Source organism: Solimonas sp. K1W22B-7, assembly GCF_003428335.1.
In the GTDB taxonomy this organism is placed as follows: Bacteria; Pseudomonadota; Gammaproteobacteria; order Nevskiales; family Nevskiaceae; genus Solimonas_A.
In genome coordinates this window covers 2,248,711-2,274,901 of the sequence record NZ_CP031704.1, presented here as the reverse complement: position 1 = coordinate 2,274,901, position 26,191 = coordinate 2,248,711, and the positions used below count along the sequence as shown (strand labels likewise).

General features: G+C 66.9%; 22 protein-coding genes and 1 other RNA gene. 7 read left to right on the top strand and 16 right to left on the bottom strand.

Annotation, left to right across the window (positions count from 1 at the left end):
• Positions 1 to 6 precede the first annotated feature (6 nt).
• The 7 genes from D0B54_RS10420 to mrcB all read right to left on the bottom strand — a co-directional run bounded on the left by D0B54_RS10420 (position 7) and on the right by mrcB (position 8,226).
• Positions 7 to 330 (bottom strand): YbaB/EbfC family nucleoid-associated protein, encoded by a 324-nt coding sequence (locus tag D0B54_RS10420; protein WP_205527322.1) that lies wholly within the window; start codon positions 328 to 330, stop codon positions 7 to 9.
• An 18-nt stretch (positions 331 to 348) separates the two neighbouring features.
• On the bottom strand, positions 349 to 2,007 hold the full coding sequence (gene dnaX, locus D0B54_RS10415; protein WP_117291265.1) for a DNA polymerase III subunit gamma/tau: 1,659 nt from the start codon (positions 2,005 to 2,007) through the stop codon (positions 349 to 351).
• A gap of 285 nt (positions 2,008 to 2,292) precedes the next feature.
• An RNA gene (ffs, locus tag D0B54_RS10410) (signal recognition particle sRNA small type) lies at positions 2,293 to 2,389 on the bottom strand.
• An 81-nt stretch (positions 2,390 to 2,470) separates the two neighbouring features.
• Positions 2,471 to 3,175 (bottom strand): tRNA (adenosine(37)-N6)-threonylcarbamoyltransferase complex dimerization subunit type 1 TsaB, encoded by a 705-nt coding sequence (tsaB, locus tag D0B54_RS10405; protein ID WP_117291264.1) that lies wholly within the window; start codon positions 3,173 to 3,175, stop codon positions 2,471 to 2,473.
• 99 nt (positions 3,176 to 3,274) lie between these two features.
• Positions 3,275 to 5,185, bottom strand: a complete 1,911-nt coding sequence (locus tag D0B54_RS10400) for an ATP-dependent DNA helicase (protein WP_117291263.1) — start codon at positions 5,183 to 5,185, stop codon at positions 3,275 to 3,277.
• 14 nt (positions 5,186 to 5,199) lie between these two features.
• Positions 5,200 to 5,856: a tetratricopeptide repeat protein gene (locus D0B54_RS10395; protein ID WP_117291262.1), complete on the bottom strand. Its 657-nt coding sequence runs from the start codon at positions 5,854 to 5,856 to the stop codon at positions 5,200 to 5,202.
• Between the two features lie 129 nt (positions 5,857 to 5,985).
• The gene (mrcB, locus tag D0B54_RS10390; RefSeq protein WP_240433630.1) at positions 5,986 to 8,226 is read right to left on the bottom strand and encodes a penicillin-binding protein 1B; all 2,241 of its coding nucleotides are present in this window, start codon (positions 8,224 to 8,226) and stop codon (positions 5,986 to 5,988) included.
• 247 nt (positions 8,227 to 8,473) lie between these two features.
• On the opposite strand from mrcB, the gene D0B54_RS10385 reads away from it, so the two are divergent.
• The 3 genes from D0B54_RS10385 to D0B54_RS10375 all read left to right on the top strand — a co-directional run bounded on the left by D0B54_RS10385 (position 8,474) and on the right by D0B54_RS10375 (position 11,407).
• Positions 8,474 to 9,100 carry a DUF47 domain-containing protein gene (locus D0B54_RS10385; protein ID WP_117291260.1) on the top strand — a complete coding sequence of 209 codons (627 nt, stop codon included), beginning with the start codon at positions 8,474 to 8,476 and terminating at the stop codon, positions 9,098 to 9,100.
• An 18-nt stretch (positions 9,101 to 9,118) separates the two neighbouring features.
• Complete coding sequence (locus D0B54_RS10380; RefSeq protein WP_117291259.1) at positions 9,119 to 10,120, top strand: inorganic phosphate transporter; 1,002 nt, start codon at positions 9,119 to 9,121, stop codon at positions 10,118 to 10,120.
• Between the two features lie 174 nt (positions 10,121 to 10,294).
• The gene (locus tag D0B54_RS10375) at positions 10,295 to 11,407 is read left to right on the top strand and encodes a 3-deoxy-7-phosphoheptulonate synthase (protein WP_117291258.1); all 1,113 of its coding nucleotides are present in this window, start codon (positions 10,295 to 10,297) and stop codon (positions 11,405 to 11,407) included.
• An 84-nt stretch (positions 11,408 to 11,491) separates the two neighbouring features.
• On the opposite strand, the gene phoU is transcribed toward D0B54_RS10375, so the two are convergent.
• From phoU to phoB, 8 genes are all read right to left on the bottom strand, one after another.
• Positions 11,492 to 12,208, bottom strand: coding sequence for a phosphate signaling complex protein PhoU (gene phoU, locus D0B54_RS10370; RefSeq protein WP_117291257.1), 717 nt, complete (start codon positions 12,206 to 12,208; stop codon positions 11,492 to 11,494).
• Positions 12,209 to 12,263: 55 nt separating this feature from the next.
• Positions 12,264 to 13,109: a phosphate ABC transporter ATP-binding protein PstB gene (pstB, locus tag D0B54_RS10365; RefSeq protein WP_117291256.1), complete on the bottom strand. Its 846-nt coding sequence runs from the start codon at positions 13,107 to 13,109 to the stop codon at positions 12,264 to 12,266.
• 44 nt (positions 13,110 to 13,153) lie between these two features.
• Entirely contained in the window at positions 13,154 to 14,878 is a 1,725-nt protein-coding gene (gene pstA / locus D0B54_RS10360) for a phosphate ABC transporter permease PstA (RefSeq protein WP_117291255.1), read from the bottom strand.
• Positions 14,879 to 14,891: 13 nt separating this feature from the next.
• Entirely contained in the window at positions 14,892 to 17,159 is a 2,268-nt protein-coding gene (locus tag D0B54_RS10355; RefSeq protein ID WP_117291254.1) for an ABC transporter permease subunit, read from the bottom strand.
• Positions 17,160 to 17,323: 164 nt separating this feature from the next.
• On the bottom strand, positions 17,324 to 18,688 hold the full coding sequence (locus tag D0B54_RS10350; RefSeq protein WP_205527321.1) for an OprO/OprP family phosphate-selective porin: 1,365 nt from the start codon (positions 18,686 to 18,688) through the stop codon (positions 17,324 to 17,326).
• Positions 18,689 to 18,760: 72 nt separating this feature from the next.
• Complete coding sequence (locus D0B54_RS10345) at positions 18,761 to 19,720, bottom strand: PstS family phosphate ABC transporter substrate-binding protein (RefSeq protein WP_117291253.1); 960 nt, start codon at positions 19,718 to 19,720, stop codon at positions 18,761 to 18,763.
• Between the two features lie 253 nt (positions 19,721 to 19,973).
• Complete coding sequence (phoR, locus tag D0B54_RS10340) at positions 19,974 to 21,386, bottom strand: phosphate regulon sensor histidine kinase PhoR (protein ID WP_117291252.1); 1,413 nt, start codon at positions 21,384 to 21,386, stop codon at positions 19,974 to 19,976.
• A 4-nt stretch (positions 21,387 to 21,390) separates the two neighbouring features.
• Positions 21,391 to 22,083 carry a phosphate regulon transcriptional regulator PhoB gene (phoB, locus tag D0B54_RS10335; RefSeq protein WP_205527320.1) on the bottom strand — a complete coding sequence of 231 codons (693 nt, stop codon included), beginning with the start codon at positions 22,081 to 22,083 and terminating at the stop codon, positions 21,391 to 21,393.
• Between the two features lie 268 nt (positions 22,084 to 22,351).
• Here phoB and D0B54_RS10330 point away from each other — a divergent pair, with 268 nt between their 5' ends.
• From D0B54_RS10330 to D0B54_RS10315, 4 genes are all read left to right on the top strand, one after another.
• Positions 22,352 to 22,951: a peroxiredoxin gene (locus D0B54_RS10330; RefSeq protein ID WP_117291250.1), complete on the top strand. Its 600-nt coding sequence runs from the start codon at positions 22,352 to 22,354 to the stop codon at positions 22,949 to 22,951.
• Between the two features lie 80 nt (positions 22,952 to 23,031).
• Positions 23,032 to 23,985, top strand: a complete 954-nt coding sequence (gene trxB / locus D0B54_RS10325; RefSeq protein ID WP_117291249.1) for a thioredoxin-disulfide reductase — start codon at positions 23,032 to 23,034, stop codon at positions 23,983 to 23,985.
• A 98-nt stretch (positions 23,986 to 24,083) separates the two neighbouring features.
• Entirely contained in the window at positions 24,084 to 24,692 is a 609-nt protein-coding gene (locus D0B54_RS10320; RefSeq protein ID WP_117291248.1) for a glutathione S-transferase family protein, read from the top strand.
• The gene (locus D0B54_RS10315) at positions 24,692 to 25,156 is read left to right on the top strand and encodes a C40 family peptidase (protein WP_117291247.1); all 465 of its coding nucleotides are present in this window, start codon (positions 24,692 to 24,694) and stop codon (positions 25,154 to 25,156) included. Before D0B54_RS10320 ends, D0B54_RS10315 begins: the two co-directional genes overlap by 1 nt.
• A 95-nt stretch (positions 25,157 to 25,251) precedes the next feature.
• Here the strand turns inward: D0B54_RS10315 and thiL are convergent, their stop codons facing one another.
• A complete protein-coding gene (thiL, locus tag D0B54_RS10310; protein ID WP_117291246.1) occupies positions 25,252 to 26,187 on the bottom strand; it encodes a thiamine-phosphate kinase in 936 nt (311 codons plus the stop codon).
• Positions 26,188 to 26,191: the final 4 nt, after the last annotated feature.

Below are 26,191 nucleotides of genomic sequence, written 5' to 3'. Positions count from 1 at the left end.
GCGGGTTTAGAAGCCGAGATTCATCCCCGGCGGCAGCTGCATGCCGGCGGTGACCTTCGCCATCTTCTGACGGCTGGCTTCTTCCACCTTCTGCGCGGCGTCGTTGATCGCGGCGGCGACCAGGTCCTCGAGGAATTCCTTGTCTTCCTGCAGCGCGGCCGGGTTGATCTCGACCTTGCGCGCCTGGTACTTGCCGGTCATCGTGACCTTGACCATGCCGGCGCCAGACTCGCCCGTGACCTCCATCTGCGCGATCTCGTCCTGCGCGCGCTTGAGGTTTTCCTGCATCTGCTGGGCCTGACGCATCATCTGGCCGATATTGCCTTTCATGGGGATCTCCTGATTCCTTTATGAGTCGAGCGGCTGCACGGAGCCGGGGCGCACGCTGGCGCCGAACATGTCCTTGAACGCGCGCACCACCGGGTCGGCGTCGATCGCCGCCTCGGCTGCGCGCTGGCGGTCGGTGGCGCGCTGCTTGTCCAGCTCCACCGGCGTGTCCGCGACCGGCGCGGTCGCAATCTCGATACGCAGCGCGATCGCCTCACCGAGCTGCGCCGACAGTGCCTGCTCGATCACCGCGCGGCGCGGCTCCTGCAGCAGGTGCTTGAGGCGTGAATCCAGCGTCAGGCTGACGGTGCTGCCGTCGCGGCCGACCCAGGCGCAGTTGCGCGCCAGCGGCTTGGTGAAGCCATCCAGGCCCAGGGCCTCGACACGCTCGTCCCAGGCGGCATCGGCGCGCAGCAGCACCGGCGGCGACACGACGCGGGCCGGAGCAGGCGTGGCCTGCTGCACCGGCGCAGGGGCGGCGGCAGGACTGCCACGGGCGGCCGGGGTAGCGGACGCGGCAGCTGCGGCGGCGGCCGGGCGCGATGCGGCCGGCGCAGCCTTGGCCTGGCTGCTGCTGCCGGCGCTCTGCGCGGGCGCAGAGCCCGGGCGGAAGGCCAGCATGCGCAGCAGGGTCATCTCGAAGCCCAGGCGCGGATCGGGCGCCCAGGGCATGTCGCGGCGGCCCAGCACGGCGATCTGGTAGTACAGCTGCACGTCCTCGTTGCCGATGCGATCCTTGAGGTCCACCAGCGCCGCATCGTCTTCCTCGTTGCGGGCATTGGGCAGCAGCTGCAGCACGGCGATGCGCTGCAGGTGGCCGGCCAGGTCGTTGAGCAGCGCGCCGTAGTCCGGGGCCTGCTCCTCCAGCCGCTGGATGCAGGCCAGCAAGGCATCGGCGTCGCCACCGGCCAGGGCCGCCAGGATCTCGAACAGGGTCTGCCGGCCGGTGGTGCCGAGCATCTCCTCCACGCCCTCGCGCTTGATGCCATGGCCGCCGGAGAAGGCGATCGCCTGGTCCACCAGCGACAGGCCGTCGCGCATCGAACCATCGGCCGCGCGCGCAATCTCGGTCAGCGCCGCGATCTCGTAGGCCATGGCCTCGTCGTCGAGCACCTTGGCCAACTGGTCGCGGATCACCGCCACCGGCAGGCGCTTGAGGTTGAACTGCAGGCAGCGCGACAACACCGTCACCAGCAGCTTCTGCGGGTCGGTGGTGGCGAGGATGAACTTCACGTGCGGCGGCGGCTCCTCCAGCGTCTTGAGCAGCGCATTGAAGGCGCTCTTGGACAGCATGTGGACTTCGTCGATCAGGTAGACCTTGTAGCGCCCGCGCGCCGGTGCGTACTGCGCGTTCTCGATCACCTGGCGGACGTCGTCGACGCCGGTGTTCGACGCCGCGTCGATCTCCAGCAGGTCCACGCAGCGGCCCTCGTCCACCTCCTTGCAGGCCGAGCAGACGCCGCAGGGATTGGCGCTGACACCGGTATCGCAGTTGAGGCACTTGGCGATGATGCGCGCCAGCGTGGTCTTGCCCACGCCGCGCGTACCGGTCAGCAGGATCGCCGGGTGCAGCTTGTCGCCGTCCAGCGCATGCGACAGCGCCTTGACGACATGCCCCTGCCCCATCACGTCCTCGAATTTCCGCGGACGGTACTTGCGGGCCAGCGCGAGATAGCTCATGGATGGCGGTGTTTTGGATGAACCGGGATTGTCGCGGATTGGGGCGGGCCAGACCAGTCTGGAAATTCACCCCTGGAACAAGGCATTGAAGCTTCGTCAGGCGTAGCGAGCGACGGCAGGTTGCGTGGCGCCGGAGCGGAGGCGTTTGGCCCAGGGCGGGGCTGACTCAATGTCAGGCCCGCTTAGTCAAACGCGGAGCGTACATCAGTACGTGAGGATCGCGAGCACCGCCGACGCGCAAGATGCCTAGCGTAGTAGCCTGGCGGAGCTTCAATAGGGTGGCGGCCCGTACCAGCTTACTCCGGCACCCAGCTACACCGCTGCCGTTGCTCCCTTCCGGGCCTGGCGGGGTTCACGGCTTGCCGTCGCGGAGGGCCGGCACGGGCCACCATAGACAGGTTTCGTGCCGGGGACCGGCGCGAGGGACGCGAATTCTGCCTGAATCGGCCGGCTGCGGCTACAGCTATCTGCTGGCCCGCAGCGCGGCCTGCTCCAGCAGGGTCAGCGCCACCTTGTTGCGCAGGTACACCGGCAGCAGCAGGTCACCGGAGACGGCCTGGCCGGCGGCGAATACCGGCAGGGCGAGACGCAGGATGTCCTCGGCATGCGGCAGGGCGTCGGGCACCATGAGCTGCGGTTCAACGCCCGCCGCGACCCTCAGGGCCTCAGGATAGGCGCCCCAGCCGGTCCCCACGGCCACCCAGTCACCGGAATCGACGGCCGGCACCCCGGCCGGCGCGCAGACCATCTCGTCGCGCAGCGGCTGCGGCAGGCCGTCGGCGCCGGCGCGGTAGACGCCCCAGTAGACCTCGTTCATGCGCGCATCGATCGCCGCCAGCACCTGCGGCGCGCCGCCACGGATCGCGCGCAGCGCCATCGCCGGCAGCGAGGACACGCCCGCCACCGGACGGTCCAGCGCCAGCGACAGTCCTTTCACGAAACCGACGCCGATGCGCACGCCGGCAAAGCTGCCGGGGCCGACACCGCAGGCGATGCCGTCGAGCTGGGAGAAGGCCAGCCCTGCCCCCGCCATCAGCTCCTGCACCATCGGCATCATGCGCTCGGTGTGACTGCGGCCGGCAAGCTCGAAGCGCTCCTCGATACGGCCGTCCACGGACAGGGCGACGGAACAGGCTTCGGTGGCGGTATCGAGGGCGAGGAGTTTCATGGGCGTATTGTCGCAGGGAGGCTTTCCTGTGGGAGCGGCTTTAGCCGCGATCTTTTCTGCACTCGCCCCAAAAGATCGCGGCTAAAGCCGCTCCCACATTCAGATTGCAATCTCCTCCATCCAGTCCCGCACCTCGCCCAGGTTCTCCAGCTGCGGCATCCGCGGCAAACTCGCCAGCACCTGCCGGCCATAACCCTTGCTGCGCAGGCGCGGGTCGCAGAGCATCAGCAGGCCGCGGTCCTCGGCGTCGCGGATCAGGCGGCCGACGCCCTGGCGCAGCATGACGATGGCCTCGGGCAGCTGCAGGTCGAAGAAGGGCTTGCCGCCGGCGCGGCGGATGGCCTCGAGCTTGGCCTCGTAGACCGGATCGCCCGGCGCGGTAAAGGGCAGCTTGTCGATGATCACCACGCGCAGCGCCTGGCCCTTGACGTCCACACCCTCCCAGAAGCTGCTGGTGCCCACCAGCACGGCATTGCCGTCCTGGGTGAAGGCATCGAGCAGCGCCGAGCGGCTGTCCTCGCCCTGCACGAAGATCGGCAGCTGCAAACGCGCGCGCAGGCCGGCGGCGATGCGCTTGAGCGCGCGGTGGCTGGTGCAGAGCACGAAGACGCCGCCGCGGCTGGCGTCGATCACGGGCAGGGCCGCCGTGACCACGGCCTCGGGATACTCGGGATGATTGGGTTCCGGCAGGCCGCGCGGCAGGTACAGCCGCGCCTGGGCCTCGAAGTCGAAGGGACTGTCGAGCTGCAGGCTCCTGGCCTGCTCCAGCCCCAGCTCGCGGGTGAAGTGGCCGAAGCCGTCGCTGGTGGCCAGGGTTGCCGAGGTCAGCACCCAGGCGCCCGGATAGGTCTCCAGCATGCGGCGGAAGCCATCGGCAACCAGGATCGGCGTCGAATGCAGGCTGCCGCCGCGCTGTGCCGGCTCGGCCCAGCGCACCTGGCCCGGATCGATGCCGGCGGTGATGTGGCCGTAGCGGCGCAGCAGGTCGTCGGCGCGGGTGACGCAGCCGGCCAGCTCGGCATTGCGCTCCTCGAAGGGCTTCACCGCTTCGAACAGCGCCTGCAGCGCGTCGCCGACCGTGGCGCAAAGCTCGCGCGTCAGCGGCCGCGACAGGAACTCGTCCAGGGTGATGCGGTTCATCGGCCCCGAGAAAGCGTTCTCGAAGCGCACGCTGGCGGCGGCCAGCGCCTCGGCCGCCTCGCGCAGCTGCGGCATGTCGCCGAGATTGTCGGCCTCGGTCTGCGTGTCCTTGGCCAGCTCCTGCAGCTGGCGCGTGGACAGGCGCTGTCCGAAGAACTGCGCCGCCAGTTCCGGCAGCTGGTGGGCCTCGTCGACGACGATGGCATCGGTGCCCGCCAGGATCTGGCCGAAGCCCTCTTCCTTGAGCACGAAGTCGGCGAACAGCAGGTGATGGTTGATCACCACCACGTCGGCCGCCTGCGCATTGCGGCGCGCGCGCGCGACATGGCACTGGTCGAAGTCCGGGCAGCGGCTGCCCACGCAGTTGTCGCTGGTGGAGGTGATCTGGCGCACCAGCATCTCTTCACCATCGAGGCTGCCCAGTTCGGAGATCTCGCCGGTCTGGGTGCGGCGCGCCCAGTCCTCCACCTCGCGCAGGCGCAGGAACAGGAACTTCAGCGCCGGCACCAGGCGCGCGCGCTTCATGCGGTAGAGACACAGGTAGTTGCCGCGCCCCTTGAGCAGCGCCACCCGCACCGGCAGACCCAGGGCATCGCGCACGCGCGGCAGGTCGCGGTGGAACAGCTGGTCCTGCAGGGTCTTGGTGCCGGTGGAAATGGCGACGCGGCGGCCGGACATCAGCACCGGCACCAGGTACGCGTAGGTCTTGCCGGTGCCGGTGCCGGCCTCGACCACCAGGGTCTCCTCGCGGCGCAGGGCCAGCTCCACAGCCTGGGCCATCTCCTGCTGCGGCAGGCGCGGCGTGAACTGCGGAACGCTGGCGGCCAGCGGTCCTTCCGCGCCGAGCAGCGCGGCGGCGGAGTCGTCCATCGCCGCGAAAGTTGTTATGGCGCGTTCCCTGCCAGGGCCGCCTGGATCGCGTTGACGCGGTCCTGCGCCGACTGGGCGCCGGCCGCATCGCCGCGTGCGGCGCGTGCGGCGCGGATGGTCTTCCAGTTCTCCAGCTCGACGTAGACGTTGCCGCGCGCCAGGCTGTTGGACTTCTGCGCCACGCTCTCGGACTGGTCGTAGTTCTTCTGGTCCAGGTAGGCCTGGGCCATGGCCGACCAGACGAAGTAATTGCGCGGTTCGATGCGCAGGGCGCGCTCCAGCGAACCCTGCGCCTGCTGCGGCTGGCCGGCGGCGCGCTGCGCGCGTGCCTGCTTGACCAGGGAGGTCACGGCCTGGCCACTGATGGCCTCGGCCGAGCGCGGCACGTTGGGCGCCGGCGGCGTCACCACGATGGGCGCCTGCGGCAGCATTTCCGGCTGCGACGGCGGCAGCGGCGAGGGCATGCCGGGCACCGGCTCCGAAGGCATGGCCGGGCCCGGCCGCGGCGGAATGGTCTGGGCCGGCTGGCCACTGGGCGGTTGCGGATAGGGCCACACGCTTTCGCGCTTGCCCGGCGGCGTGGCGCAGGCGCTCAGCACCAGGGCGATGAGGCTCAACAGGAAGGCGCGCAGCAGCATGGGGTGCATCTCGGCGGAAGCGATCGGCGCCATTCTAGCGCGCCGGAGCCACTCCAGAAGCGGTACTCAGTCCGCAAATGAACGCAAATGAACGCGAATCCAGGCGGAGCATTTGCGTTGATTCGCGTTCATTTGCGGACCGGGGTCTTCAGGTCTTGCGGGCTACTGGAAGATATCGCGCAGCCACTGCATGGGCGCCGACTCCGCGGCAGAGGCGCAGGGCGCGAACTGCTGCGGGGCATTGCCGCGCACGTAAGGCACGCTGCGCGCGCCCGGACAGCCTTCGTCGGCCTTGAGGCCGCTGGCGGGATCGACCAGCTGCTCTTCCACGTCCGGCGGAGGAATCTGGTCCAGGCCGCGGGCATTGAGATCCTTCATCACCTGCGTCCAGATCGGCAGGGCGCCGTTGGCGCCGGACAGGCCGGTGGGCTTGTTGTCGTCGCGGCCGACCCAGACCACGGCGACACGGTCGGCGCCGAAGCCGGCGAACCAGCTGTCGCGGTAGTCGTCGGTGGTGCCGGTCTTGCCGGCGTAGGCACGGTCGCCGGGCAGCACGCTGTAGGCGGAGCGGGCCGTGCCACGCGTCAGCACGCCCTGCAGCGTCCAGTTGAGCAGGTAGACCGGGCCTTCGGGCAGGGTCTGGCGCAGCTTGATCGGGAAGCGCGACAGCGGCGCGCCGTCCTTGGTCTGCACTTCGCGGATCGCCGACAGCGGCGCCTGGTAGCCGTTGGCCGCCAGGGTGGCATACATCTGCGCCACTTCCAGCGGCGCGATCTCCACCGCGCCCAGGAACATCGAGGGCACCGGCGCGGCATTGCCGCTGTAGCCGGCCGCGACCAGCGTGTCCTTGACCGCCTTGGCCCCGAACTGCAGGCCCAGGTAGACCGTGGGCAGGTTGTAGGACTGGGCCAGGGCATTGGCCAGGGACTGCGGCCCGTGCAGCTGGCGATCGTAGTTCATCGGCGTCCAGGGCTTGGACCCGGCCCGCGTCAGGCTGATCGGCTCGTCCGGCAGCAGGGTCTGGACGTTGAAGCGGTCCGGGTGCATCAGCGCCGTGAGATAGACGAAGGGCTTGGCCAGCGAACCGATGGAGCGCTTGGCATCCAGCGCGCGGTTGAAGCCGGCGTAGCGCGTATCGCGCCCGCCGACCAGGGCCAGCACCTCGCCACCGTCGACGCTGGTGACCACGCCGGACGCCTCCAGCGTCTCCGGCTTCATCTTGCGCGTCTTCTCCAGCTGCGGCAGGGCGGCGGCGATGCGCTTCTCCAGCGACTCCTGCGCGCGCGGCTCCAGCGTGGTGAAGATGCGCAGGCCTTCGCTGACCAGGTCCTCGTCGCGGTACTGGCCCTTGAGCTGGCGCTTCACCAGCTCGACGAAGGCCGGATAGCGCTCGACGCCGCTGCCGCCACCGGCCAGGCCCAGCGGCATCTGGATCGCTGCCGCATGTTCCGGCTCGGTGATCAGGCCCTCGTCGCGGAAGACGTCCAGCACCAGGTTGCGCCGCTCCAGCGCGCGCTTGGGATTGCGCCGCGGGTTGTAGTACGAAGGACCCTTGACCATGCCCGCGAGCAGGGCGATCTCGTACGGGCGCAACTCGCCCAGCGGCTTGTTGAAGTAGAACTGCGCGCCCAGGCCGAAGCCATGCACGGCACGGTTGCCGTCCTGGCCCAGGTGCACCTCGTTGAGATAGGCCTCGAGGATTTCGTCCTTGCTGTAGTGGACTTCCAGCAGCACGGCCATGAAGGCCTCGTTGATCTTGCGCCCCCAGGTCTGCTTGCTGTTGAGGAAGAAGTTCTTGACCAGCTGCTGGGTCAGGGTGCTGCCGCCCTGCACCACGCGGCCGGCACGCATGTTGGCGATGCTGGCGCGCAGCACGCCCTTGGGGCTGATGCCGAAATGATGGCGGAAGCTGCGGTCCTCGACCGCCAGCAGGCCCTTGCTCATCAGCTCCGGCACCTGCGACAGCTTGACCAGTACCCGGTCCTCGCCCTGCTTGGGATAGATGCTGCCGATCAGCATGGGATCCAGGCGCACGATGTCGCGCGGCGCCCCGGCCTCCAGGTCGTAGACCTCGGAGACGTTGCCGTCTTCGCCCCATTTCACCCCCAGCTGCAGGCTGGGCTGGTTGGCGTCCCAGAACTGGAAGGCACGGGTCTGCAACTGCAGGCCACCCTTGCCTGCCACGTAGGTGCCGGGCCCCTGCAGTTCCTGCACTTCGCGGTAGCCCAGGCGGCCCAGTTCGTGGCGCAGGGGCTGCGGCTCGATGTTGAGCCCGGGGTAGAGCTCGGCCGGGGAAGCATAGACCTGGGCCGGCAATTGCCAGCGGGCACCGGCAAAACGCTCCCGGATCTGCTTGTCCAGGCTCAGCAGATAGACGGAAAAAGAGACCAGGCCGACGCTCAGGACCAGCAGGAGGGTCGACAGGACAAAGGCTTTCAGCTTGCGGGGGGCATAGGCGGCGCAGTGTAAAGCCCCGCTCTGCTCACGCCAAGAACTTGATATTAAACGGCAAGAAGTTGAAACCCAGCCTTAATGGCGGCTTAATTGTGACAGAAATGTGACAGAAGGAGGGTGTCTCCCCTATCCTTCGCGCCCTTTTGCGGGCGGCGGATAGCGGCGCCCGGAACCCGGAAATGACAGGAGAAGCAAAGTGTTCGGACGTCTGATGCCCAAAGAAGGTCGCTTCTTCGAGTTCTTCGTCGAACATGCCGAGCAGCTGGTGCTGGGCGCGGTGGAACTCAAGGCCCTGATGGCCAACGTCGGCGAGCTGGCCGTGCGCAAGCGCAACATCGAGACCATCGAGCATGTGGCCGACAAGATCACGCATGACACGATGCAGCTGCTGCACCAGACCTTCATCACCCCGCTGGACCGCGACGAGATCCACCAGCTGATCGTGCGCATGGACGACATCCTCGACCTGATGGAAGACGTCTCGCAGTGCATGTTCCTGTACGACATCGACCATGTCACCGATGAAGCCGGCCAGCTCGCCGCGATCTGCCTGGAGAGCACCGAGCGGGTCCGCGCCGCGGTCAGGCTGCTGCCGGACATGAAGAACGCCCAGGCGATACTGGCCGAGTGCAAGATCATCGACCGCCTGGAGAGCGACGCGGACCACGTGATGCGCTCGGCCATGGCCAAGCTGTTCCGCGAGGAAGCCGATACCCGCCAGCTGTTCAAGATGAAGGAAATCTACCAGCTGCTGGAGTCCGTGACCGATCGCTGCCAGGACGTCGCCAACATCCTCGAAGGCATCGTGCTGGAAAACAATTGAGTCCGGACGAGCCCCACGATGAGCATCGAGATCGTCGTCCTGCTGGTGATCATGGCGCTGCTGTTCGATTTCATGAACGGTTTCCATGACGCGGCCAATTCCATCGCCACCGTCGTGTCCACCGGCGTGCTCAAGCCGCAGTGGGCCGTGCTGTGGGCGGCCAGCTTCAACTTCATCGCCTACTTCATCTTCCCGCTCAAGGTCGCGGCGACGATCGGCAAGGGCACGATCGATCCCTCGATCATCGACCAGTACGTCATCTTCGGCGCACTGACCGGCGCCATCGCCTGGAACCTGATCACCTGGTGGTACGGCCTGCCCTCGTCCTCCTCGCACGCGCTGGTCGGCGGCCTGGTCGGTGCCGGCGTGGCCAAGGTGGGCACCGGCGCGCTGATCAAGGCCGGCCTGATCAAGATCGTCGCCTTCATCGTGGTGGCGCCGATGCTGGGCTTCCTGCTCGGCTCGCTGCTGATGCTGGCGGTGTCCTGGCTGTGTTTCCGCAGCAACCCGCGCAAGGTCGACCGCCGCTTCCGCCGCCTGCAGCTGGTCTCGGCCTCGCTCTACAGCCTGGGCCACGGCGGCAACGACGCGCAGAAGACTGCCGGCATCATCTGGATGCTGCTGATCGCCGCCGGCATCACCACGGCCGCCGACCCGGTGCCGGTGTGGGTGGTGTTCTCCTGCTACGTCACGATCGCGCTGGGCACGATGTTCGGCGGCTGGCGCATCGTCAAGACCATGGGGCAGAAGATCACCAAGCTCAAGCCGGTTGGCGGCTTCTGCGCCGAGACCGGTGGCGCGATGACGCTGTTCTTCGCCACCGCCCTGGGCATCCCCGTGTCCACCACCCACACCATCACCGGCGCCATCGTCGGCGTCGGCTCCTCGCGCAAGGTCTCGGCCGTGCGCTGGGGTGTGGCCGGCAGCATCGTCTGGGCCTGGGTACTGACGATCCCCGCCTCCGCCTTCATCTCGGCGGTGGCCTGGGGCATTGCCCAGCACTGCTTCCAGAAGCTATAGTCCCGGCCATGTCGCTTAACCGCCCCTCCTATTTTGCGTACTTCTGGTCTCCGGCTTCCGGCGGACGAAGGGCGCGCGCGTAACAGACTCAAAACCACGCTTCCCAGAAAACCGCCGGTGCGAAAGCCCCGGCGGTTTTTTTATGCCTCCAGGAATCCCAGACCGAGAACCCCCATGAGCAACACGAACGACCCCGCCGGCTGGCAGTCCAGCGCGGACAAGACCAGCCGGACCGACGACGAACGCATCAAGGACATCAACGTGCTACCCCCTCCAGAGCACCTGATCCGCTTCTTCCCCATCCGCGGCACCGCGGTGGAGACGCTGGTCAAGGACACCCGCGGCCGTATCCAGGACATCCTGGCCGGCCGCGACGACCGGTTGCTGGTCGTGATGGGCCCCTGCTCCATCCACGACCCCGCCTCTGCCCTGGAGTACGCCCACCGCCTGCGCGCCGGGCGCGAGAAGTACGCCGGCACCCTGGAGATCGTGATGCGGGTCTACTTCGAGAAGCCGCGCACCACGGTCGGCTGGAAGGGCCTGATCAACGATCCCTACCTCGACGAGAGTTGCCGCATCGACGAGGGCCTGCGCATCGCGCGGCAGCTGCTGATCGACATCAACCGCCTGGGGCTGCCGGCCGGCAGCGAGTTCCTCGACGTCATCTCGCCGCAGTACATCGGCGACCTGATCTCCTGGGGCGCCATCGGCGCACGCACCACGGAGAGCCAGGTGCACCGCGAGCTGGCCTCGGGCCTGTCTGCGCCCATCGGCTTCAAGAACGGCACCGACGGCAATATCCGGGTCGCCACCGATGCGATCCAGGCGGCGGCGCGCGGACACCACTTCCTGTCGGTGCACAAGAATGGCCACGTCGCCATCGTGCGCACCGAGGGCAACCCCGACTGCCACCTGATCCTGCGCGGCGGCAGCGCACCGAACTACGACGCGGCCAGCGTCGAGGCGGCCTGCAAGGCACTGGAAGGCGCCGGGCTGCCGCCCACGCTGATGGTCGACTGCAGCCACGCCAACAGCGCCAAGCAGCACCAGCGCCAGATCGACGTGGCGCGCGACATCGCCGCACAGCTGTCCGGCGGCTCGCGGCGTATCTTCGCCGTGATGGTGGAAAGCCACCTGCAGGCCGGCGCACAGAAGTTCACGCCGGGCAAGGACCCCGCGGCGGCGCTGGAGTACGGCAAGAGCATCACCGACGCCTGCATCGGCTGGGACGACTCGGCCGGCGTGCTGGAGACGCTGTCGGAAGCGGTCAAGCGCCGGCGCGGCTGAGCAAGCAGCAGTTCCGCCCCTTGCCGGCTGCCAAAGAAAAAGGCCTCCTTGCGGAGGCCTTGTTTCTTTCCCGCAGGCGCGGGATCAGAGACCCTTCACCTGGCGCTCCACGTCTTCCAGTGGCAGGTGGCGAACGTCCTTGCCCTTGACGAAGTAGATCACGTACTCGGCGATGTTCTTGGCGTGGTCGCCGATACGTTCCAGCGCACGCACGCTCCAGATGATGTCCATCACGCGACGGATCGTGCGCGGGTCTTCCATCATGAAGGTGATGCACTGGCGCAGCAGCGCCTCGTACTCGCGGTCGATCTGCTGGTCTTCACGCGCCACGGCCAGGGCCGTCTCGGCGTCCATGCGGGCGAAGGCATCGAGCGCGTCATGCACCATCTGCGACACGTGGCGCGACAGGTGCTGCACTTCGACCATGCCGTCGGAGAAACGCTCCTGGCTCGACAGGTCGGAGGCCATGCGCGCGATCTTGTTGGCCTCGTCGCCGATGCGCTCGAGATCGGTGATGGTCTTGATCACCGCGTAGACCAGGCGCAGGTCGCTGGCGGTCGGCTGGCGCCGGGCGAGGATGCGCGAGCATTCCTCGTCGATGTAGACCTCCAGCTGGTTGACCTTGGCATCGGCACGCATCACTTCCTGGCTGAGCGCATGGTCGGCATCCATCAGCGCACGGGTGGCGTCGATGATCTGCTGCTCGACCAGGCCACCCATCGCAAGTACGCGCTGGCGGACGTCTTCCAGTTCGGCATTGAACTGGCTGGAGATGTGGGTCTTGTAACCGGGGGTGCTCATATCTGCCCTCTATGCGTCCTGGTAGCTGGGGATTCCGCTGGAAACCCTGCGGGTTTCAGCCGTAACGTCCAGTGATGTAGTCCTCGGTCTGCTTCTTCGTCGGCTTGGTGAACAGCTGGTCGGTGTTGCCGTACTCGATCAGGTCGCCGACGTACATGAAGGCCGTGTAGTCCGACACGCGGGCGGCCTGCTGCATGTTGTGGGTCACGATCACGATCGTGTAGTTGCTCTTCAGCTCGGTGATCAGCTCTTCCACCTTCAGCGTCGAGATCGGATCCAGCGCCGAGCAGGGCTCGTCGAGCAGGATCACGTCGGGCTGGATGGCGATGGCGCGGGCGATCACCAGGCGCTGCTGCTGGCCGCCGGACAGGCCCAGGGCGGAGTCGTCAAGGCGGTTCTTGACCTCCTCCCACAGTGCCGCGCCCTTGAGCGCCCACTCCACGGTCTCGTCCAGCGTGCGCTTCTTGTTGATGCCCGCCAGGCGCAGGCCATAGGCCACGTTCTCGTAGATGCTCTTGGGGAACGGGTTGGGCTTCTGGAACACCATGCCGACGCGGCGGCGCAGCATCGCGATGTCGACGTCGCGGTCGAAGATGTTCTTGCCCTCGAGGCGAATCTCGCCCTCGATGCGGCAGCCGTCGATCAGGTCGTTCATGCGGTTGAAGCACCGCAGGAGCGTCGACTTGCCGCAGCCGGAGGGTCCGATGAAGGCGGTGACCTTCTTCTTCGGGATCTTCATGCTGACGCCGTTGATCGCCCGCTTCTCGCCGTAGTAGAGATTGAGGTTGTCCACCTCCAGCGCGATCGTCTCGTCCTCGAGGCGAACGGGGGCATGCTCACGGGCGATGGCATCCATATCGAGGCCGTGGGTCAGCGAGGTCTTTACTTGAACACCGGTCATGGCTTTGTTTTCCATTGGGGGTTTCGCGCGGTCGGGGCCTGGACTCAATGTTCCAGCGCTTTGTAGCGTTCGCGCAACTTGTTGCGGATTCGGATGGCGGTCAGGTTCAGCGACAGGATCACCAGCACCAGCAGGAAGGCCGTGGCGTACACCAGCGGCCGGGCGGCCTCGACGTTGGGCGACTGGAAGCCGACGTCGTAGATGTGGAAGCCCAGGTGCATGAACTTGCGTTCAAAGTGGATGAACGGCAGGTTGCCGTCCAGCGGCAGGCTGGGCGCCAGCTTGACCACACCCACCAGCATCAGCGGCGCCACCTCACCGGCAGCACGGGCGATGGCCAGGATCAGGCCGGTCATCATCGCCGGCGAGGCCATCGGCAGCACCACCTTCCACAGGGTCTCGGCCTTGGTGGCGCCCAGCGCCAGGGAGGCCTCGCGCAGCGAGCGCGGAATGCGCGCCAGGCCCTCTTCCGTGGCCACGATCACCACCGGCAGGGTCAGCAGCGCCAGGGTCAACGAGGCCCAGAGGATGCCCGGCGTGCCGAAGGTCGGCGACGGCAGGTTCTCCTGGTATAGCGCCTTGTCGATGTTGGCGCCGACGAAGTAGACGAAGAAGCCCAGGCCGAACATGCCGAACACGATGGACGGCACGCCGGCCAGGTTGTTCACCGCGATGCGGATCGCCTGGGTCAACGGGCCCTGCCTGGCGTACTCGCGCAGGTACAGCGCCGCCAGGATACCGAAGGGCGTGACGATCACCGACATGATCATCACCATCATCACCGTGCCGAAGATCGCCGGGAAGATGCCGCCCTCGGTGTTGGCCTCGCGCGGCTCCTCGGAAACGAAGTGCCAGATGGCACCGAGGAAGAAACCGGTCTTGGCGAACAGGCCCATGTCGTTGGGACGGTAGCCCTGGATCACCTTGGCCAGCGGCAGGGTCATCTCATGACCATCCACCGTCTTCATCACCAGCGCATCGCGGCCCATTTCGGCGTTGAGCTTGTCCAGTTCGACACGCAGCTTCTCGTATCTCGCGTCTTCCAGCTTGCGCTGGGCCTCGATGGCGGCGAACTCCTTGGGGTTGCGTTCGGCGCTCTTGCCGTCCAGTTCCAGGCGGCGCTGCTGCAGGCGCAGGCGCTCCAGGTCGTAGTTGACCGCGCCGATACGGCCCCTTTCGATGTCGCGGACCTTGCCGCGCAGGTCGCTCACGCGATCCTGGCGTTCCTGGTACTTCTTCCAGGCGTCCTCGCCACTGGCGACGAGCTGGTCGCCCTCCTTGAGGGCCACGACGAAGCCGTGGAAGTTGCCCCATTCGACGCGCTCCAGGACGGTGGCGTCCTTGGGCTCCGAACGCTCGACCAGCCAGTCGGACAGCACGTAGCGGAAGTCCACGCCGCCGAGATCGCGGTTGGCGATCTTCAGCAGCAGGCGGTCGTAGAGCGGCTGCTTGTCGGACACCGGCAGGCCGGCGTTGATCAGGCGCGCCGAGGTGACTTCCTCGGTGCTGCGGATCTCGGCCAGCAGGCTCTGCTGCTCCTTGCCCGGCTCCTTGTAGACCGCCTGCACCAGGTCGGCCGGCCAGAAGTGCGGCAGGCCGCGCGCCGCCGTCAGCAGCAGCAGGGCCATGGTGATGATGAAGGCGACGGAGATCGCCGCGGCGGTCACCCACACCCAGGGCGCGCCCGACTTGACGTAGGACCCCACGCTGCGGGTGTCGCGCGCGACCAAGTCGTAGGTGGCGGCCTTCAGTTCGGCTGGCTTTTCCATGATCTGTCAGCTCTTAGAGGTTGCTGTAGCGCTTGCGCAGGCGCTGGCGCACGACTTCCGCCAGTGTGTTCAGCACGAAGGTGAACAGGAACAGCACCAGGCCTGCGAAGAACAGCAGCCGGAAGTGCGTGCTGCCGACCTCGGACTCCGGCATTTCCACCGCGATGTTGGCGGCGAAGGTGCGCATGCCCTGGAACATGCTGAAATCGGTCACCGGGGTATTGCCGGTGGCCATCAGCACGATCATGGTCTCGCCGACCGCACGGCCCATGCCGATCATGACCGCCGAGAAGATGCCGGGCGAGGCCGTGGGCAGCACCACGCCCACCAGGGTCTGCCAGGGCGTGGCGCCCAGCGCCAGGGAGCCCAGCGACAGCTGCCGCGGCACCGAGAAGATCGCGTCCTCGGCGATGGAGAAGATCACCGGGATCACCGCGATACCCATGGCGATGCCCACGACCAGGGCGTTGCGCTGGTCGTAGCCGATGCCCAGGGTGTGATCCATCCAGGCTTGCATGTTGCCGCCGAAGGCCATGGCCTCCAGGGGCTTGGCGATGGCGAAGCAGAACCACACCACCACCGCGATCACCGGGATCAGCATGGCCGCTTCCCAGCCCGCCGGGGTGCGCAGGCGGATCGAGCGCGGCATGCGCGTCCAGACATAGCCGAAGATGGGGATCGACAGCGGCAGCAGCAGCAGCGTCAGGAACACACCCGGCAGGTTGGTTTCCACGAACGGCGCCAGCCACAGGCCGGCGAGGAAGCCCAGGATCACCGACGGCAGCGCCGCCAGCACCTCGACCGAGGGCTTGACCACCTGGCGCATTTCCGGCGACATGAAATTGGCGGTGAAGATCGCGCCCAGCACCGCCAGCGGAATGGCGAAGATCATGGCGTAGAACGCGCCCTTGATCGTGCCGACCGACAGCGGCGTCATGCTGAACTTGGGCTCGAAGTCCGAGGAGGCCGAGGACGACTGCCACAGCCACTTCTCGTCGTCGTAGCTCTCGTACCAGACCTTGCCCCACAGCGCCTTGAAGGACACTTCCGGGTGCTCGTTGTGCACGTCGAAGCCGGCCAGCTTGCCGTCGGCTCCGAGCACGGCCAGATACTGGGCGCGGGGGTTGAAGCTGAGGAATTTCACCGGACCGTCCAGGACCTTGCGCTCCTCGATCAGGCGCTCGGCGGTGGCGTAGTACACCGCCACGTGGCCCTCGCTGTCGCCCACGGCGAAGCCGCGACGGCGCATTTCCGGGCCGATCGCGGTGATCGGCTTGCCGCCCGGCAGGTCGAACTCGCGCACGCGTGCCAGGTAGTGGTTGCCGTCCTTGTCGCGGGCCGGGAACCACTGCGATACCACGCCGTTGGCCTGGGCAACCACGATCGAGATGCCACCGGCCAGGTAGCGCGCATCCTCGACCGGCGCACCGGTGTCGTAGATGTGCACCAGCTGCGGGCTGTTGCCGCCATCGAGCTTGTAGAAGGCAATCTTGCCGGCGGCGCGGTCGATCACGTAGAGCCAGCTCAGCAGCGGCTCGATCAGCAGCAGGTCCGGCTTCACCGGCGGCGCGAACGTGCTCTCGGAGCCGACGTCGAAGCTGACGTCGCCCATCAGCGATTCCTGCTTCTCCCAGGCGCGCAGATGCACCGAGCCGGCCGTGTCGGCAGCCGCCATCAGCAGCGTGCCGCGCTCCTCGCGCAGGGCCAGGGCATGGCCGCCCTCCGACATGAAGGCCAGCGGCGCCTCGCCGAAGGGATACTCGATCTCCGGGGTGATCAGGCGCTTGTCGTTGGGATAGGTGATCAGGTACTTGTGGCGGAACACCAGCACCGAACCGTCGGAGAGCTGCGCACCGACGGTGCCGGCTTCGGCCGACAGTTCGCGCGCGCCCACCAGGCCCTGCTCGCCCAGGGGCAACTGGATCTGGCCGCGCTGCTTGCCATCGTAGAGATCGAAGAAGGTCACGGCGCCCGAGTCGGTCAGGCGCATGCCGACCTCGCCCTGCTCCTCGGCCGCGAAGTACAGGGTCTTGCCCTGCCCGCCCGGCACCACGAAGCTCTGGCGCTGCTCGAACTCGGCACCCTTGAACAGCGGGAACACCTCGGAGAGCAGGTAGACGAAGATCAGCATCAGCGCGACGATCACGCCGAGGCCGCCGGTCCAGACCACCCAGCGTGCCAGGTTGTCCTTGAAATAACGGCTCTGCGTACCCGCCGCCTTGCCGCCAACGATGGAATTCGCGATGGACGCTGCTGCCGGGGAGACGGGGGTATCGCTCATGGGATCGGCGAGGCCTGGTGGTAATCACGGGCGCAGGGCCCGCGATGGAGAAACGTTGGAATCGTCACTTTTCCAGAAAGCTGCGGAATTCTAGCAGCCCTCTGGGAAAGTGCCCGGCGCGGGTGACCCCGCGCCGGGACCTTCGAAACGATGCAGACTGAAGCTTAGAAGCTGAACTGCGTGCGCAGGGTCCAGGCTTCCGGCTCGTCCTTGCCGGCGGTGCCGCCCAGGTCCAGCTCAGCCATGTAGTAGTTCAACATGAAGCGGACGTTCGGGTTGAGGTACCAGTTGGCGCCCAGGGTGAGCTGGGTCAGCTCGCACTGGTCCGCACCGGCGGCAGCACCCGGGATCACCACGCCGCCGCTGCCGTTGCTGGCAAAGCGGCACAGCGTGTTGGTGCCGGACTCGTCGTCGCTCTCCATCATTTCATAGCGAGCCGTCGCTTCCCAGGCACCGTAGGCACCGTTGGGCTTCGGGTTGCCGAAAGCACCGCGATCCTTCTTGTACGGCTTGGACTCGCCGGTGATCATCCAGCTGGCCTGCACATAGTAGGCCGTGACATCGGCATCTTCCGGCGCCGCGGCGGTGCCGAAGGCGTCGTCGAGCTTGCCCTTGGCGTATTCGGCCTGGGCGGTGAACGGACCGAACGAGGTGCCCAGTTCCGCAGCCCAGGTGCTCTGGTCTCCATAGCGATCGGCTTCCGCGAACGCGCGGCCGGCTTCGGCGAAACGGATCTGCGGGCCGCGACGGCCAGCGTAGTTGAAGGCCGGGCGGGCGGCGTCGATCGAGCCGATCGCTTCGGAGTCCACGCTGTACGACAGGCCGGCGTGAATCGTCTGGGTGGCGGTGCTGATCGGGAACCAGTAGGCGCGAGCACCGTAGGACAGGCCTTCGGTGGTCGAGTTGGCGGCGCCGAGATTCATCACGTCGATGCCGTAGCCGAACTGGTCGGCGATCAGGCCCTTGTAGCCCACGCCCATCAGGAACTGGCGACCGGCGTAGATGCCGGAAGCGCTGGTCACCGGACGCTCGATCATGGTCAGCTCGTTGGAGCTGGTGAGCTCTTCCATGCCGCGGAAGGGCTTGAACTGGCCGATGACGATTTCGCCGGGGCCGAGGTTGGTGGACACCCACAGCTCACGGAAGCCCGAAGCGCCGGTGTTGGACGTCGAGCAGGTCGGCGTGGCCGGAACCGCTGCGACGGCATCGCAGGTGGTGCTGCCGCCCATCGCACTGAAGTCGTTTTCGAACTTGTACTTCCAGCCGTAGGCCTTGCCGGTCAGGGTCAGGTAGGTACGACGGAACGCCGCGCCACCCTTGCCGTTGAAGCTGCTGCTGCCGAAGAGCGCGTCCTCATCCTGGTCGAAGATGTAGGCATCGAAGTGGATACGACCACCGATCGCCATTTCGAAGCGGCCGTCGTCGGTCTTGATCTTCAGGCCGCCGGTGGTTTCCGCCTTGTCGGCCATCGCCGGCGTGGCGACTGCACCGATGAATGCGGCCAGCGCCGCGTACTTCAGCTTGTTCACTATGACTCTCCCGTTGAATTTACTTCGGAAATCCTGCGGCGGACCCCGAGGCGGGGTCCGCCGCACAAAGCTTTACTTCAGCTTGGCCAGTTCCTTCTCGACCATCTTCGCCGGCAGGGCGATGTAGCCGTCCTTCTCGACGACCGCCTGGCCCTTCTTGGACAGCACCATCTTGAGGAACTCGGCCTCCAGCGGAGCCAGCGGCTTGTTCGGCGCCTTGTTGACGTAGACGTAGAGCACGCGGGCCAGCGGGTACTTGCCGGAGACGGCGTTCTCCTCGGTGGCTTCCTCGAGCTCGCCGCCGTCCTTGGACGACAGCGGCACGGCGCGCACGCCGGAGGTCTTGTAGCCGATGCCCGAGTAGCCGATGGCGTTCAGGCCGGTGGCAACCGACTGCACCACCGAGGCCGAACCCGGCTGCTCGTTGACGTTGTTCTTGAAGTCACCCTTGCACAGGGCGTGCTCCTTGAAGTAGCCGTAGGTGCCCGACACCGAGTTGCGGCCGTAGAGCTGGACCGGCTTGCTGCTCCAGTCACCGGTCAGGCCCAGGTCGCCCCAGCGCTTGACGTCCTTGCCGCCGCACTTGCGGGTGGCGGAGAAGATGCCGTCGACCTGCGGGATCGACAGGCCCTTGATCGGGTTGTCCTTGTTGACGAACACGGCGAGCGCGTCGATGGCCACGCCGATGGCGGTGGGCTTGTAGCCGTACTTCTGCTCGAAGGCCTGGACTTCCTGGTCCTTCATCTGGCGCGACATCGGGCCGAAGTTGGCGGTGCCCTCGGTCAGCGCCGGCGGCGCCGTGGACGAGCCCGCACCCTGGATCTGGATGTTGACGCTGGGATAGAGACGCTTGAAGTCCTCGGCCCACAAGGTCATCAGGTTGTTCAGCGTGTCGGAACCGACGCTGGAAAAGTTGCCCGTGACGCCAGAGGTGGACTTGTAGTCCGGGAGGGCGGCATCAACCGCGGAGGCGGCGGTCGTCGCCAGACCGGCGGCAAGACCCAGGGAGGCAACAATCGCTTTCAGTTTCATCTCTTTCCTCGGTAGAAGGGCTTCTTCAAAAACGTCGCGAGTGTGGCCGGCACCGATGAAAGGCTTGTGAACGAAAGATGACAGAAATGTTACAAGCGCCCCAAAAGAGGGCCGATGAGGGGGAATTCAGCGCAGTTTGGCCCATTCAGGCGGAGCCTCAGGGGCAAGTACGGCAGCCCTGCCGCTCCGGGACGAGCGCTACCAGGCCCTGTATGACAGCCCTGGGCGCGGGATCGAGCCGTGGGCCGACTGCTCAGGCGGCGTTGGCGCCCAGGTCCACGCGGGTCTGGACGCGCTCCACCCGGTGGGTCGGGAAATGGCAGATGAAGGTACTCCCCACCCCCACCTCGCTGTCGATCTCCAGGCGGGCGTCGTAGCGCTCCAGCGCGTGCTTGACGATCGACAGGCCCAGACCAGTGCCGCCGCTGGCGCGGGAGCGACCGACATCCACCCGGTAGAAGCGTTCGGTCAGGCGCGGCAGGTCCTTTTCGCTGATGCCGATGCCGGTATCGGCCACCGAGAAGCGCGCGCCCTCCGGTGCCGCCTCCCAGCGCACCCGGATCACGCCGCCGGCCGGCGTGTAGCGCACGGCATTGGACAGCAGGTTGACCAGGATGCTGAGCAGCTCGGTCTCGCCGCCGACCAGGCCCAGGTCCGCCTGGATCTGCGCCTCGAAGCGGTGGTTTCCACGCGACAGTGCCCTGACCTCGTCCAGTGTGCGCTGCAGCAGCATGGGCACATCGAGATGGTCGTCCTTCATGTGCGAGCTGTCGGCCTCCAGGCGCGCCAGCTTGAGCATGTCGTTGACCAGGGCTTCCATGCGTATCGCCTGGTTGCGCATCTCCAGCAGGGGGCCGCGCCAGTCGGCCAGGCCGCCCTTGCCCTGCGCCTCCGGCTCCATCATTTCCAGGTAGCCGCGCAGCACCGTCAGCGGCGTGCGCAGTTCATGCGAGGCATTGGCGACGAAGTCGCGGCGCGCGGTTTCCAGGCGCCGCAGTTCGGAAACGTCGCGCACGATCAGCAGGCGCTGGTTGTTGCCGTAGGGAATGATGCGCAGCGACAGCGTCTTGGCGCGGTTGACCGGCGACGGCGCCTCGATCTCGCTCTCGAAATCGCCGTTGCCGAAGTACTCGGTGAAGCTGGGGTGGCGGATCAGGTTGGGAATGCGCAGGCCGACGTCCTGCGGCATGCGCAGGCCCAGCAGGGTCTGCGCGGCCTGGTTGAACCAGGCGATCTCGCCGCGGGCACCCAGCACGACCGCGCCGTCCGGCAATGCGGCGGTGGAAGCCTGGAACTCGGCCAGCATCGCCGTCAGCCGCCGCTTCTTCTTGCGGTTCTTGCGCTGCAGGTCCAGCAGCAGGTCGTAGATTTCGCCCCAGATGCCCCCGGCATCGGGCAGTTCCACCGCCTTGGGGGCTACCAGCCAGCTGCGCAGGATCGCCAGGTGGCGCAGGTGCGAGGCCAGGAAGCTCGCCAGCACGAAGCAGACCGCGACCAGGGCGTGATCGAACAGACGTCCCAGGGCCGCTCCGACCAGGGCCAGGACCGCCAGCTTGAGCAACTCATGGCGCCAGGTCTCGGCCAGGCGCGCCTGTTGCAGCGTGGGATTGGCCGGCGGAGTGGGCGGCCTGACGCTTGGCTGCGGACCCTCCGGGCCGACAGACATGGGCTCAGAACTTCTCGGAGAAACGGTAGCCCGTGCCACGTACCGTCTGGATCATGTCGGCGAAGCCGAAGGGTTCCAGCGCCTTGCGCAGGCGGCGGATATGCACGTCGACCGTGCGCTCCTCGACGTAGACGTTCTGGCCCCAGACGCGGTCCAGCACCTGCTCGCGCGTATAGACACGTTCGGGATGGCTGACAAAGAAATGCAGCAGGCGGTACTCGGTAGGACCGAGGCGCACCGGCTGGCCCTTGGCGGTGACGCGCTGGCTGGCGGCATCCACTTCCAGGCCGTTGACCGCCAGGCGCTCGTCCACGCCGCCCGGCATGGAGCGGCGCAGCACCGCCTGGATGCGCGCGATCAGCTCGGGAAACGAAAAAGGCTTGGAAACGTAGTCGTCACAACCGACATTGAGGCCGCGGATCTTGTCCTCTTCCTCGGCCCGTGCGGTGACCATGATCACCGGTATATCCTTGGAGGTGGGCTGGGCCTTCAGTTCGCGGGTCAGTTCCACGCCGGTGATGCCGGGCATCATCCAGTCCATCAGGATCAGGTCGGGGCGCTCGTCGGCGATGCGCAGCCGGGCTTCCTGGGCGTTGCCGGCTTCGGTCACGCGGAACTCGGCACGGCCGAGGGCGAAGCGGACCATCTCCCGGATGGCTGCTTCGTCTTCTACAACGAGAATCAGTTTGCCTTGCATTGCCATAAGCCCGAATTACACGTCACCCGTAATCTATTGGCAACATGTTACAGCGTGGTTAAGAAATGTCTTGATATTCACTGGTTTCGCCAGATTTCATCTATTTTTCACGAACTTTTGGGCGTGGCGTCATCCAATAAGGTTTCGCTATCGTCCGCATTTGTACAAATGTTTTGACCTATCGGGCGACGATGCTTAGCATCCCGTCGTTCCCAAAACCGGGCGCCCCCAGGCGTTGCGGCAACCCCACCCGCTGAGAGATTCCCCCATGAGCGTACTCGTCAACCGCCCCGCCCCGGACTTCAAGGCCCAGGCCGTCCTGGGCGACGGCAGCATCTCCGAGATCAAGCTGTCCGACTACAAGGGCAAGAAGTACGTCGTGCTGTTCTTCTGGCCGCTGGACTTCACCTTCGTCTGCCCGTCCGAGATCATCGCCCACGAGCACCGCCGCAAGGCCTTCGAGGAGCGCGGCGTGCAGCTGATCGGCGTCTCGATCGACAGCCAGTTCACCCACTTCGCCTGGCGCGACACCCCGGTCAACAAGGGCGGCATCGGCCCGGTCGGCTTCCCGATGGTGGCCGACGTGCAGCACGAGATCGTCCGCGCCTACGGCGTGGAGCACCAGGACGGCGTCGCTTTCCGCGCCACCTTCCTGATCGACAAGGACGGCATCGTGCAGCACCAGCAGGTCAACAACCTGCCGCTGGGCCGTGAAGTCGACGAGATCCTGCGTCTGGTCGACGCCCTGCAGTTCACCGAGAAGCATGGTGAAGTCTGCCCGGCCGGCTGGAAGAAGGGTGACGAAGGCATGAAGCCGACCGCCGAAGGCGTCGCTTCCTACCTGACCAAGCACGCTGCCGCGCTGTAAGGACACCGTCCGTCCGTTGCAAACCTGGGGCCGGGCAACCGGCCCCAGGTGTCTCAAACCCGAACAAACAGAGAATTCACATGACTGCCCAGCACCTTCCCCTCGTCATCCTCGGTTCCGGTCCCGCGGGCTATACCGCCGCCGTCTACGCGGCGCGCGCCAACCTGAAGCCGGCGATGATCACCGGGCTCGAAGTGGGCGGCCAGCTGATGACCACCACCGAGGTCGACAACTGGCCGGGTGACGTCCACGGCCTGATGGGCCCGGACCTGATGGCGCGCCTGCAGCAGCACGCGGAGCGTTTCGACACCAAGATGATCTACGACCATATCCATGTCGTGGACTTCAAGAGCAAGCCCTTCAAGCTCACCGGCGACCAGGGCGAGTACACCTGCGACGCGCTGATCATCGCCACCGGCGCCAGCGCCAAGTACCTGGGCCTCGACAGCGAAACCGCGTTCCGCGGCAAGGGCGTGTCCGCCTGCGCCACCTGCGACGGCTTCTTCTACAAGGGCCAGGACGTGATCGTGATCGGCGGCGGCAATACCGCGGTCGAGGAGGCCCTCTACCTGTCCAACATCGCCAACCACGTGACGATCGTCCACCGCCGCGACAAGTTCAAGGGCGAGAAGATCCTGCACGACAAGCTGTTCAAGCGCCGCGACGAGGGCAAGGTCACGATCGTCTGGGACTCCACCCTGGACGAGGTGCTGGGCGATGCCAGCGGCGTCACCGGCGCGCGCATCCGCAACGTCAAGGACGGCAGCAGCCAGCAGATCGACGCCAAGGGCGTGTTCATCGCCATCGGCCACCAGCCCAACACCTCGATCTTCGAGGGCCAGCTGGAGATGCACGACGGCTACATCAAGGTGCAGTCGGGCAGCCAGGGCAATGCCACCGCCACCAGCGTGCCGGGTGTGTTCGCCGCCGGCGACGTGATGGACCACGTCTACCGCCAGGCCGTCACCTCGGCCGGCACCGGCTGCCAGGCCGCGCTCGACGCCGAGCGTTTCCTGGACAAGCTGGCGGGCTAAGCCCCCGTAAACGCAGGACTGGCGACAGCGGCCGCAGGGGCTACAATCCCTGCGGCCTTTTCGTTTCCGGGCCAGGCTCGCAGCACAGGAAAAGAACGATGATGAAGCTGTACTGCTCCAGGATCTCGCCTTACTCGCGCAAGGTGCGCGTGGCGATCGAGGAACTGCGCCTGTCGGAACAGGTGGAGGAGATCGAGACCGAACCCAACTCGCCGCCGCCGGAGTTCCTGGCGGCCAATCCCCTGGCGCGCGTCCCCACGCTGATCACCGACAAGGGCGAAGCCCTGCCCGACTCCGACCTGATCATCGAATACCTCGACGCCAAGTACCACGGCCTGGCGCCGCTGCCGCGCGGCACCAAGCGCTGGACCGCGCGCCGCCGCCAGAAGATCGCGCAGGGCGTGATCGACGCCGCGGTGGCCACCGTGCAGGAAAAGCGGCGCCCCGAGAGCATCGTCTATCACGCCTACCTCGACCGCCAGCTCGCGGCGATCCGGCGCAGCCTGGAACTGCTCAACCTCGAGGCCAACACCCTGCTGCTCGACGAGAAGCCCAGCGTCGTCGAGATCACCACCGGCGTCGGCCTGGCCTATCTCGACTTCCGCATGCCCTATCTCGAATGGCGCAAGGAATTCGCGGCGCTGGACCGCTGGTTCGGCGAATTCGCGCGCCGGCCGTCGATGGTCAAGACCCAGCCTCCAGCCTGATGCGCGCCCTCGCCGCCTGCGCCTGCGCGCTGCTGCTGTCCGGCTGCCTGTCCTTCGGCGGCGGCAGCCGCTCCAGCGAGGAAGTGGAACGCCTGCGCCAGAGCATCGTGGTCGATGCGCTGGGACAGATCGGGCGGCCCTATCGCTACGGCGGCAGCAATCCCGACGGCTTCGACTGCAGCGGCCTGGTGCAGTACGTCTTCGCCCAGTCCGGCGTGAAGCTGCCGCGCAGTTCGCGCGAGCAGAGCAGGATCGGCGACGACATCGACCTCGACGACGCCGAGCCCGGCGACCTGCTGTTCTACAGCTTCACCGGCGGCAGCATCGACCACGTCGCGGTGTACCTGGGCGACGGTCAGGCGGTGCATGCGCCAGCTTCCGGCCGGCAAGTCATCGTCGCACCGGTGGCGCAGAAGTACTGGATGCAGAAGTTTGTCGAAGCGCGGGACGTGTTGAACGACTAGCGAGCGCGATCCCCGTGGGAGCGGCCTTGGCCGCGATCTGTTGAACACGGTCCGAAAAAAATCGCGGCCAAGGCCGCTCCCACGGGCCCGCAATTCTAGAAGTGGCGGTAGCCGCAGGCTTCTTGGTTCTGCTTGTCGCCTGACGTATCGACGCTGCGCAGTCCCGGCTCTGCCGTGATCCGCCCGATCTCCGTCAGCGGCACATCCAGCCGCTGCCGCGCCTCCTCAACTGCCTCCGGCGGCAGGCAGACGCACAACTCGTAGTCGTCACCGCCGCGCAGCTGCAATTCGCTGCGCAGTTCCACGGGCGCCAGGCCGTTGAAATGCGCAGAGGCCGGCAGGGTCTTCAGGTCGATCTCGGCACCGACGCCGCTGGCGGCCAGGATATGGCCCAGGTCGCCCGCGAGGCCGTCGGAAAGGTCCAGGGCCGCCGTAGCCAGCCCGCGTAGCCCCAGGCCCGCCGCCAGGCGCGGCGTGGGTCTGTCGAGGCGCTGGCGCAGTTGTGGCGGCAAACCGGGACGCTCCAGCAGGCGCAACGCCAGCGCGGCGTCCCCCAGGGTACCGGTGACGCAGATGCGGTCGCCGGGGCGTGCGCCGTCGCGGCGCAGGGCCTGTCCCGGCGGGACCTCGCCCATCGCGGTGATGGTGATGCTCAGGGGACCGCGCGTGGTATCGCCGCCGACCAGGGCGATGCCGCTGATCTGCGCCAGCTCGCGCAGGCCGCCGGCGAAGCCTTCGAGCCACGCCGCATCGGGCGACGGCAGGCTCAGGGCCAGCGTGAACCAGCGCGGCTCGGCGCCCATCGCGGCGAGGTCGGAGAGATTCACCGCCAGCGCCTTCCAGCCGATGTCGGCAGGCGCGGTGGCTTCAGGAAAGTGGCGGCCGGCGATCAGGGTGTCGGAGGTGACGGCCAGCTGCAGGCCCGGCGTGGGCTGCAGCAGGGCGCAGTCGTCGCCGATACCCAGCGCCACGTCGGCGCGGTGCGGGGTCAGCCTGGCGAAGTAGCGGCGGATGAGGGCGAACTCATCCATCGGG

What these genes read in the sequence shown, in the direction of transcription:
- D0B54_RS10420 (WP_205527322.1), bottom strand. Translation starts at nt 330, where the DNA reads ATGAAAGGCAATATCGGCCAGATGATGCGTCAGGCCCAGCAGATGCAG.
- dnaX (WP_117291265.1), bottom strand. Translation starts at nt 2,007, where the DNA reads ATGAGCTATCTCGCGCTGGCCCGCAAGTACCGTCCGCGGAAATTCGAG.
- tsaB (WP_117291264.1), bottom strand. Translation starts at nt 3,175, where the DNA reads ATGAAACTCCTCGCCCTCGATACCGCCACCGAAGCCTGTTCCGTCGCC.
- D0B54_RS10400 (WP_117291263.1), bottom strand. Translation starts at nt 5,185, where the DNA reads ATGGACGACTCCGCCGCCGCGCTGCTCGGCGCGGAAGGACCGCTGGCC.
- D0B54_RS10395 (WP_117291262.1), bottom strand. Translation starts at nt 5,856, where the DNA reads ATGGCGCCGATCGCTTCCGCCGAGATGCACCCCATGCTGCTGCGCGCC.
- D0B54_RS10380 (WP_117291259.1), top strand. Translation starts at nt 9,119, where the DNA reads ATGAGCATCGAGATCGTCGTCCTGCTGGTGATCATGGCGCTGCTGTTC.
- D0B54_RS10375 (WP_117291258.1), top strand. Translation starts at nt 10,295, where the DNA reads ATGAGCAACACGAACGACCCCGCCGGCTGGCAGTCCAGCGCGGACAAG.
- phoU (WP_117291257.1), bottom strand. Translation starts at nt 12,208, where the DNA reads ATGAGCACCCCCGGTTACAAGACCCACATCTCCAGCCAGTTCAATGCC.
- pstB (WP_117291256.1), bottom strand. Translation starts at nt 13,109, where the DNA reads ATGACCGGTGTTCAAGTAAAGACCTCGCTGACCCACGGCCTCGATATG.
- pstA (WP_117291255.1), bottom strand. Translation starts at nt 14,878, where the DNA reads ATGGAAAAGCCAGCCGAACTGAAGGCCGCCACCTACGACTTGGTCGCG.
- D0B54_RS10355 (WP_117291254.1), bottom strand. Translation starts at nt 17,159, where the DNA reads ATGAGCGATACCCCCGTCTCCCCGGCAGCAGCGTCCATCGCGAATTCC.
- D0B54_RS10345 (WP_117291253.1), bottom strand. Translation starts at nt 19,720, where the DNA reads ATGAAACTGAAAGCGATTGTTGCCTCCCTGGGTCTTGCCGCCGGTCTG.
- phoR (WP_117291252.1), bottom strand. Translation starts at nt 21,386, where the DNA reads ATGTCTGTCGGCCCGGAGGGTCCGCAGCCAAGCGTCAGGCCGCCCACT.
- phoB (WP_205527320.1), bottom strand. Translation starts at nt 22,083, where the DNA reads ATGCAAGGCAAACTGATTCTCGTTGTAGAAGACGAAGCAGCCATCCGG.
- D0B54_RS10330 (WP_117291250.1), top strand. Translation starts at nt 22,352, where the DNA reads ATGAGCGTACTCGTCAACCGCCCCGCCCCGGACTTCAAGGCCCAGGCC.
- trxB (WP_117291249.1), top strand. Translation starts at nt 23,032, where the DNA reads ATGACTGCCCAGCACCTTCCCCTCGTCATCCTCGGTTCCGGTCCCGCG.
- D0B54_RS10320 (WP_117291248.1), top strand. Translation starts at nt 24,084, where the DNA reads ATGATGAAGCTGTACTGCTCCAGGATCTCGCCTTACTCGCGCAAGGTG.
- D0B54_RS10315 (WP_117291247.1), top strand. Translation starts at nt 24,692, where the DNA reads ATGCGCGCCCTCGCCGCCTGCGCCTGCGCGCTGCTGCTGTCCGGCTGC.
- thiL (WP_117291246.1), bottom strand. Translation starts at nt 26,187, where the DNA reads ATGGATGAGTTCGCCCTCATCCGCCGCTACTTCGCCAGGCTGACCCCG.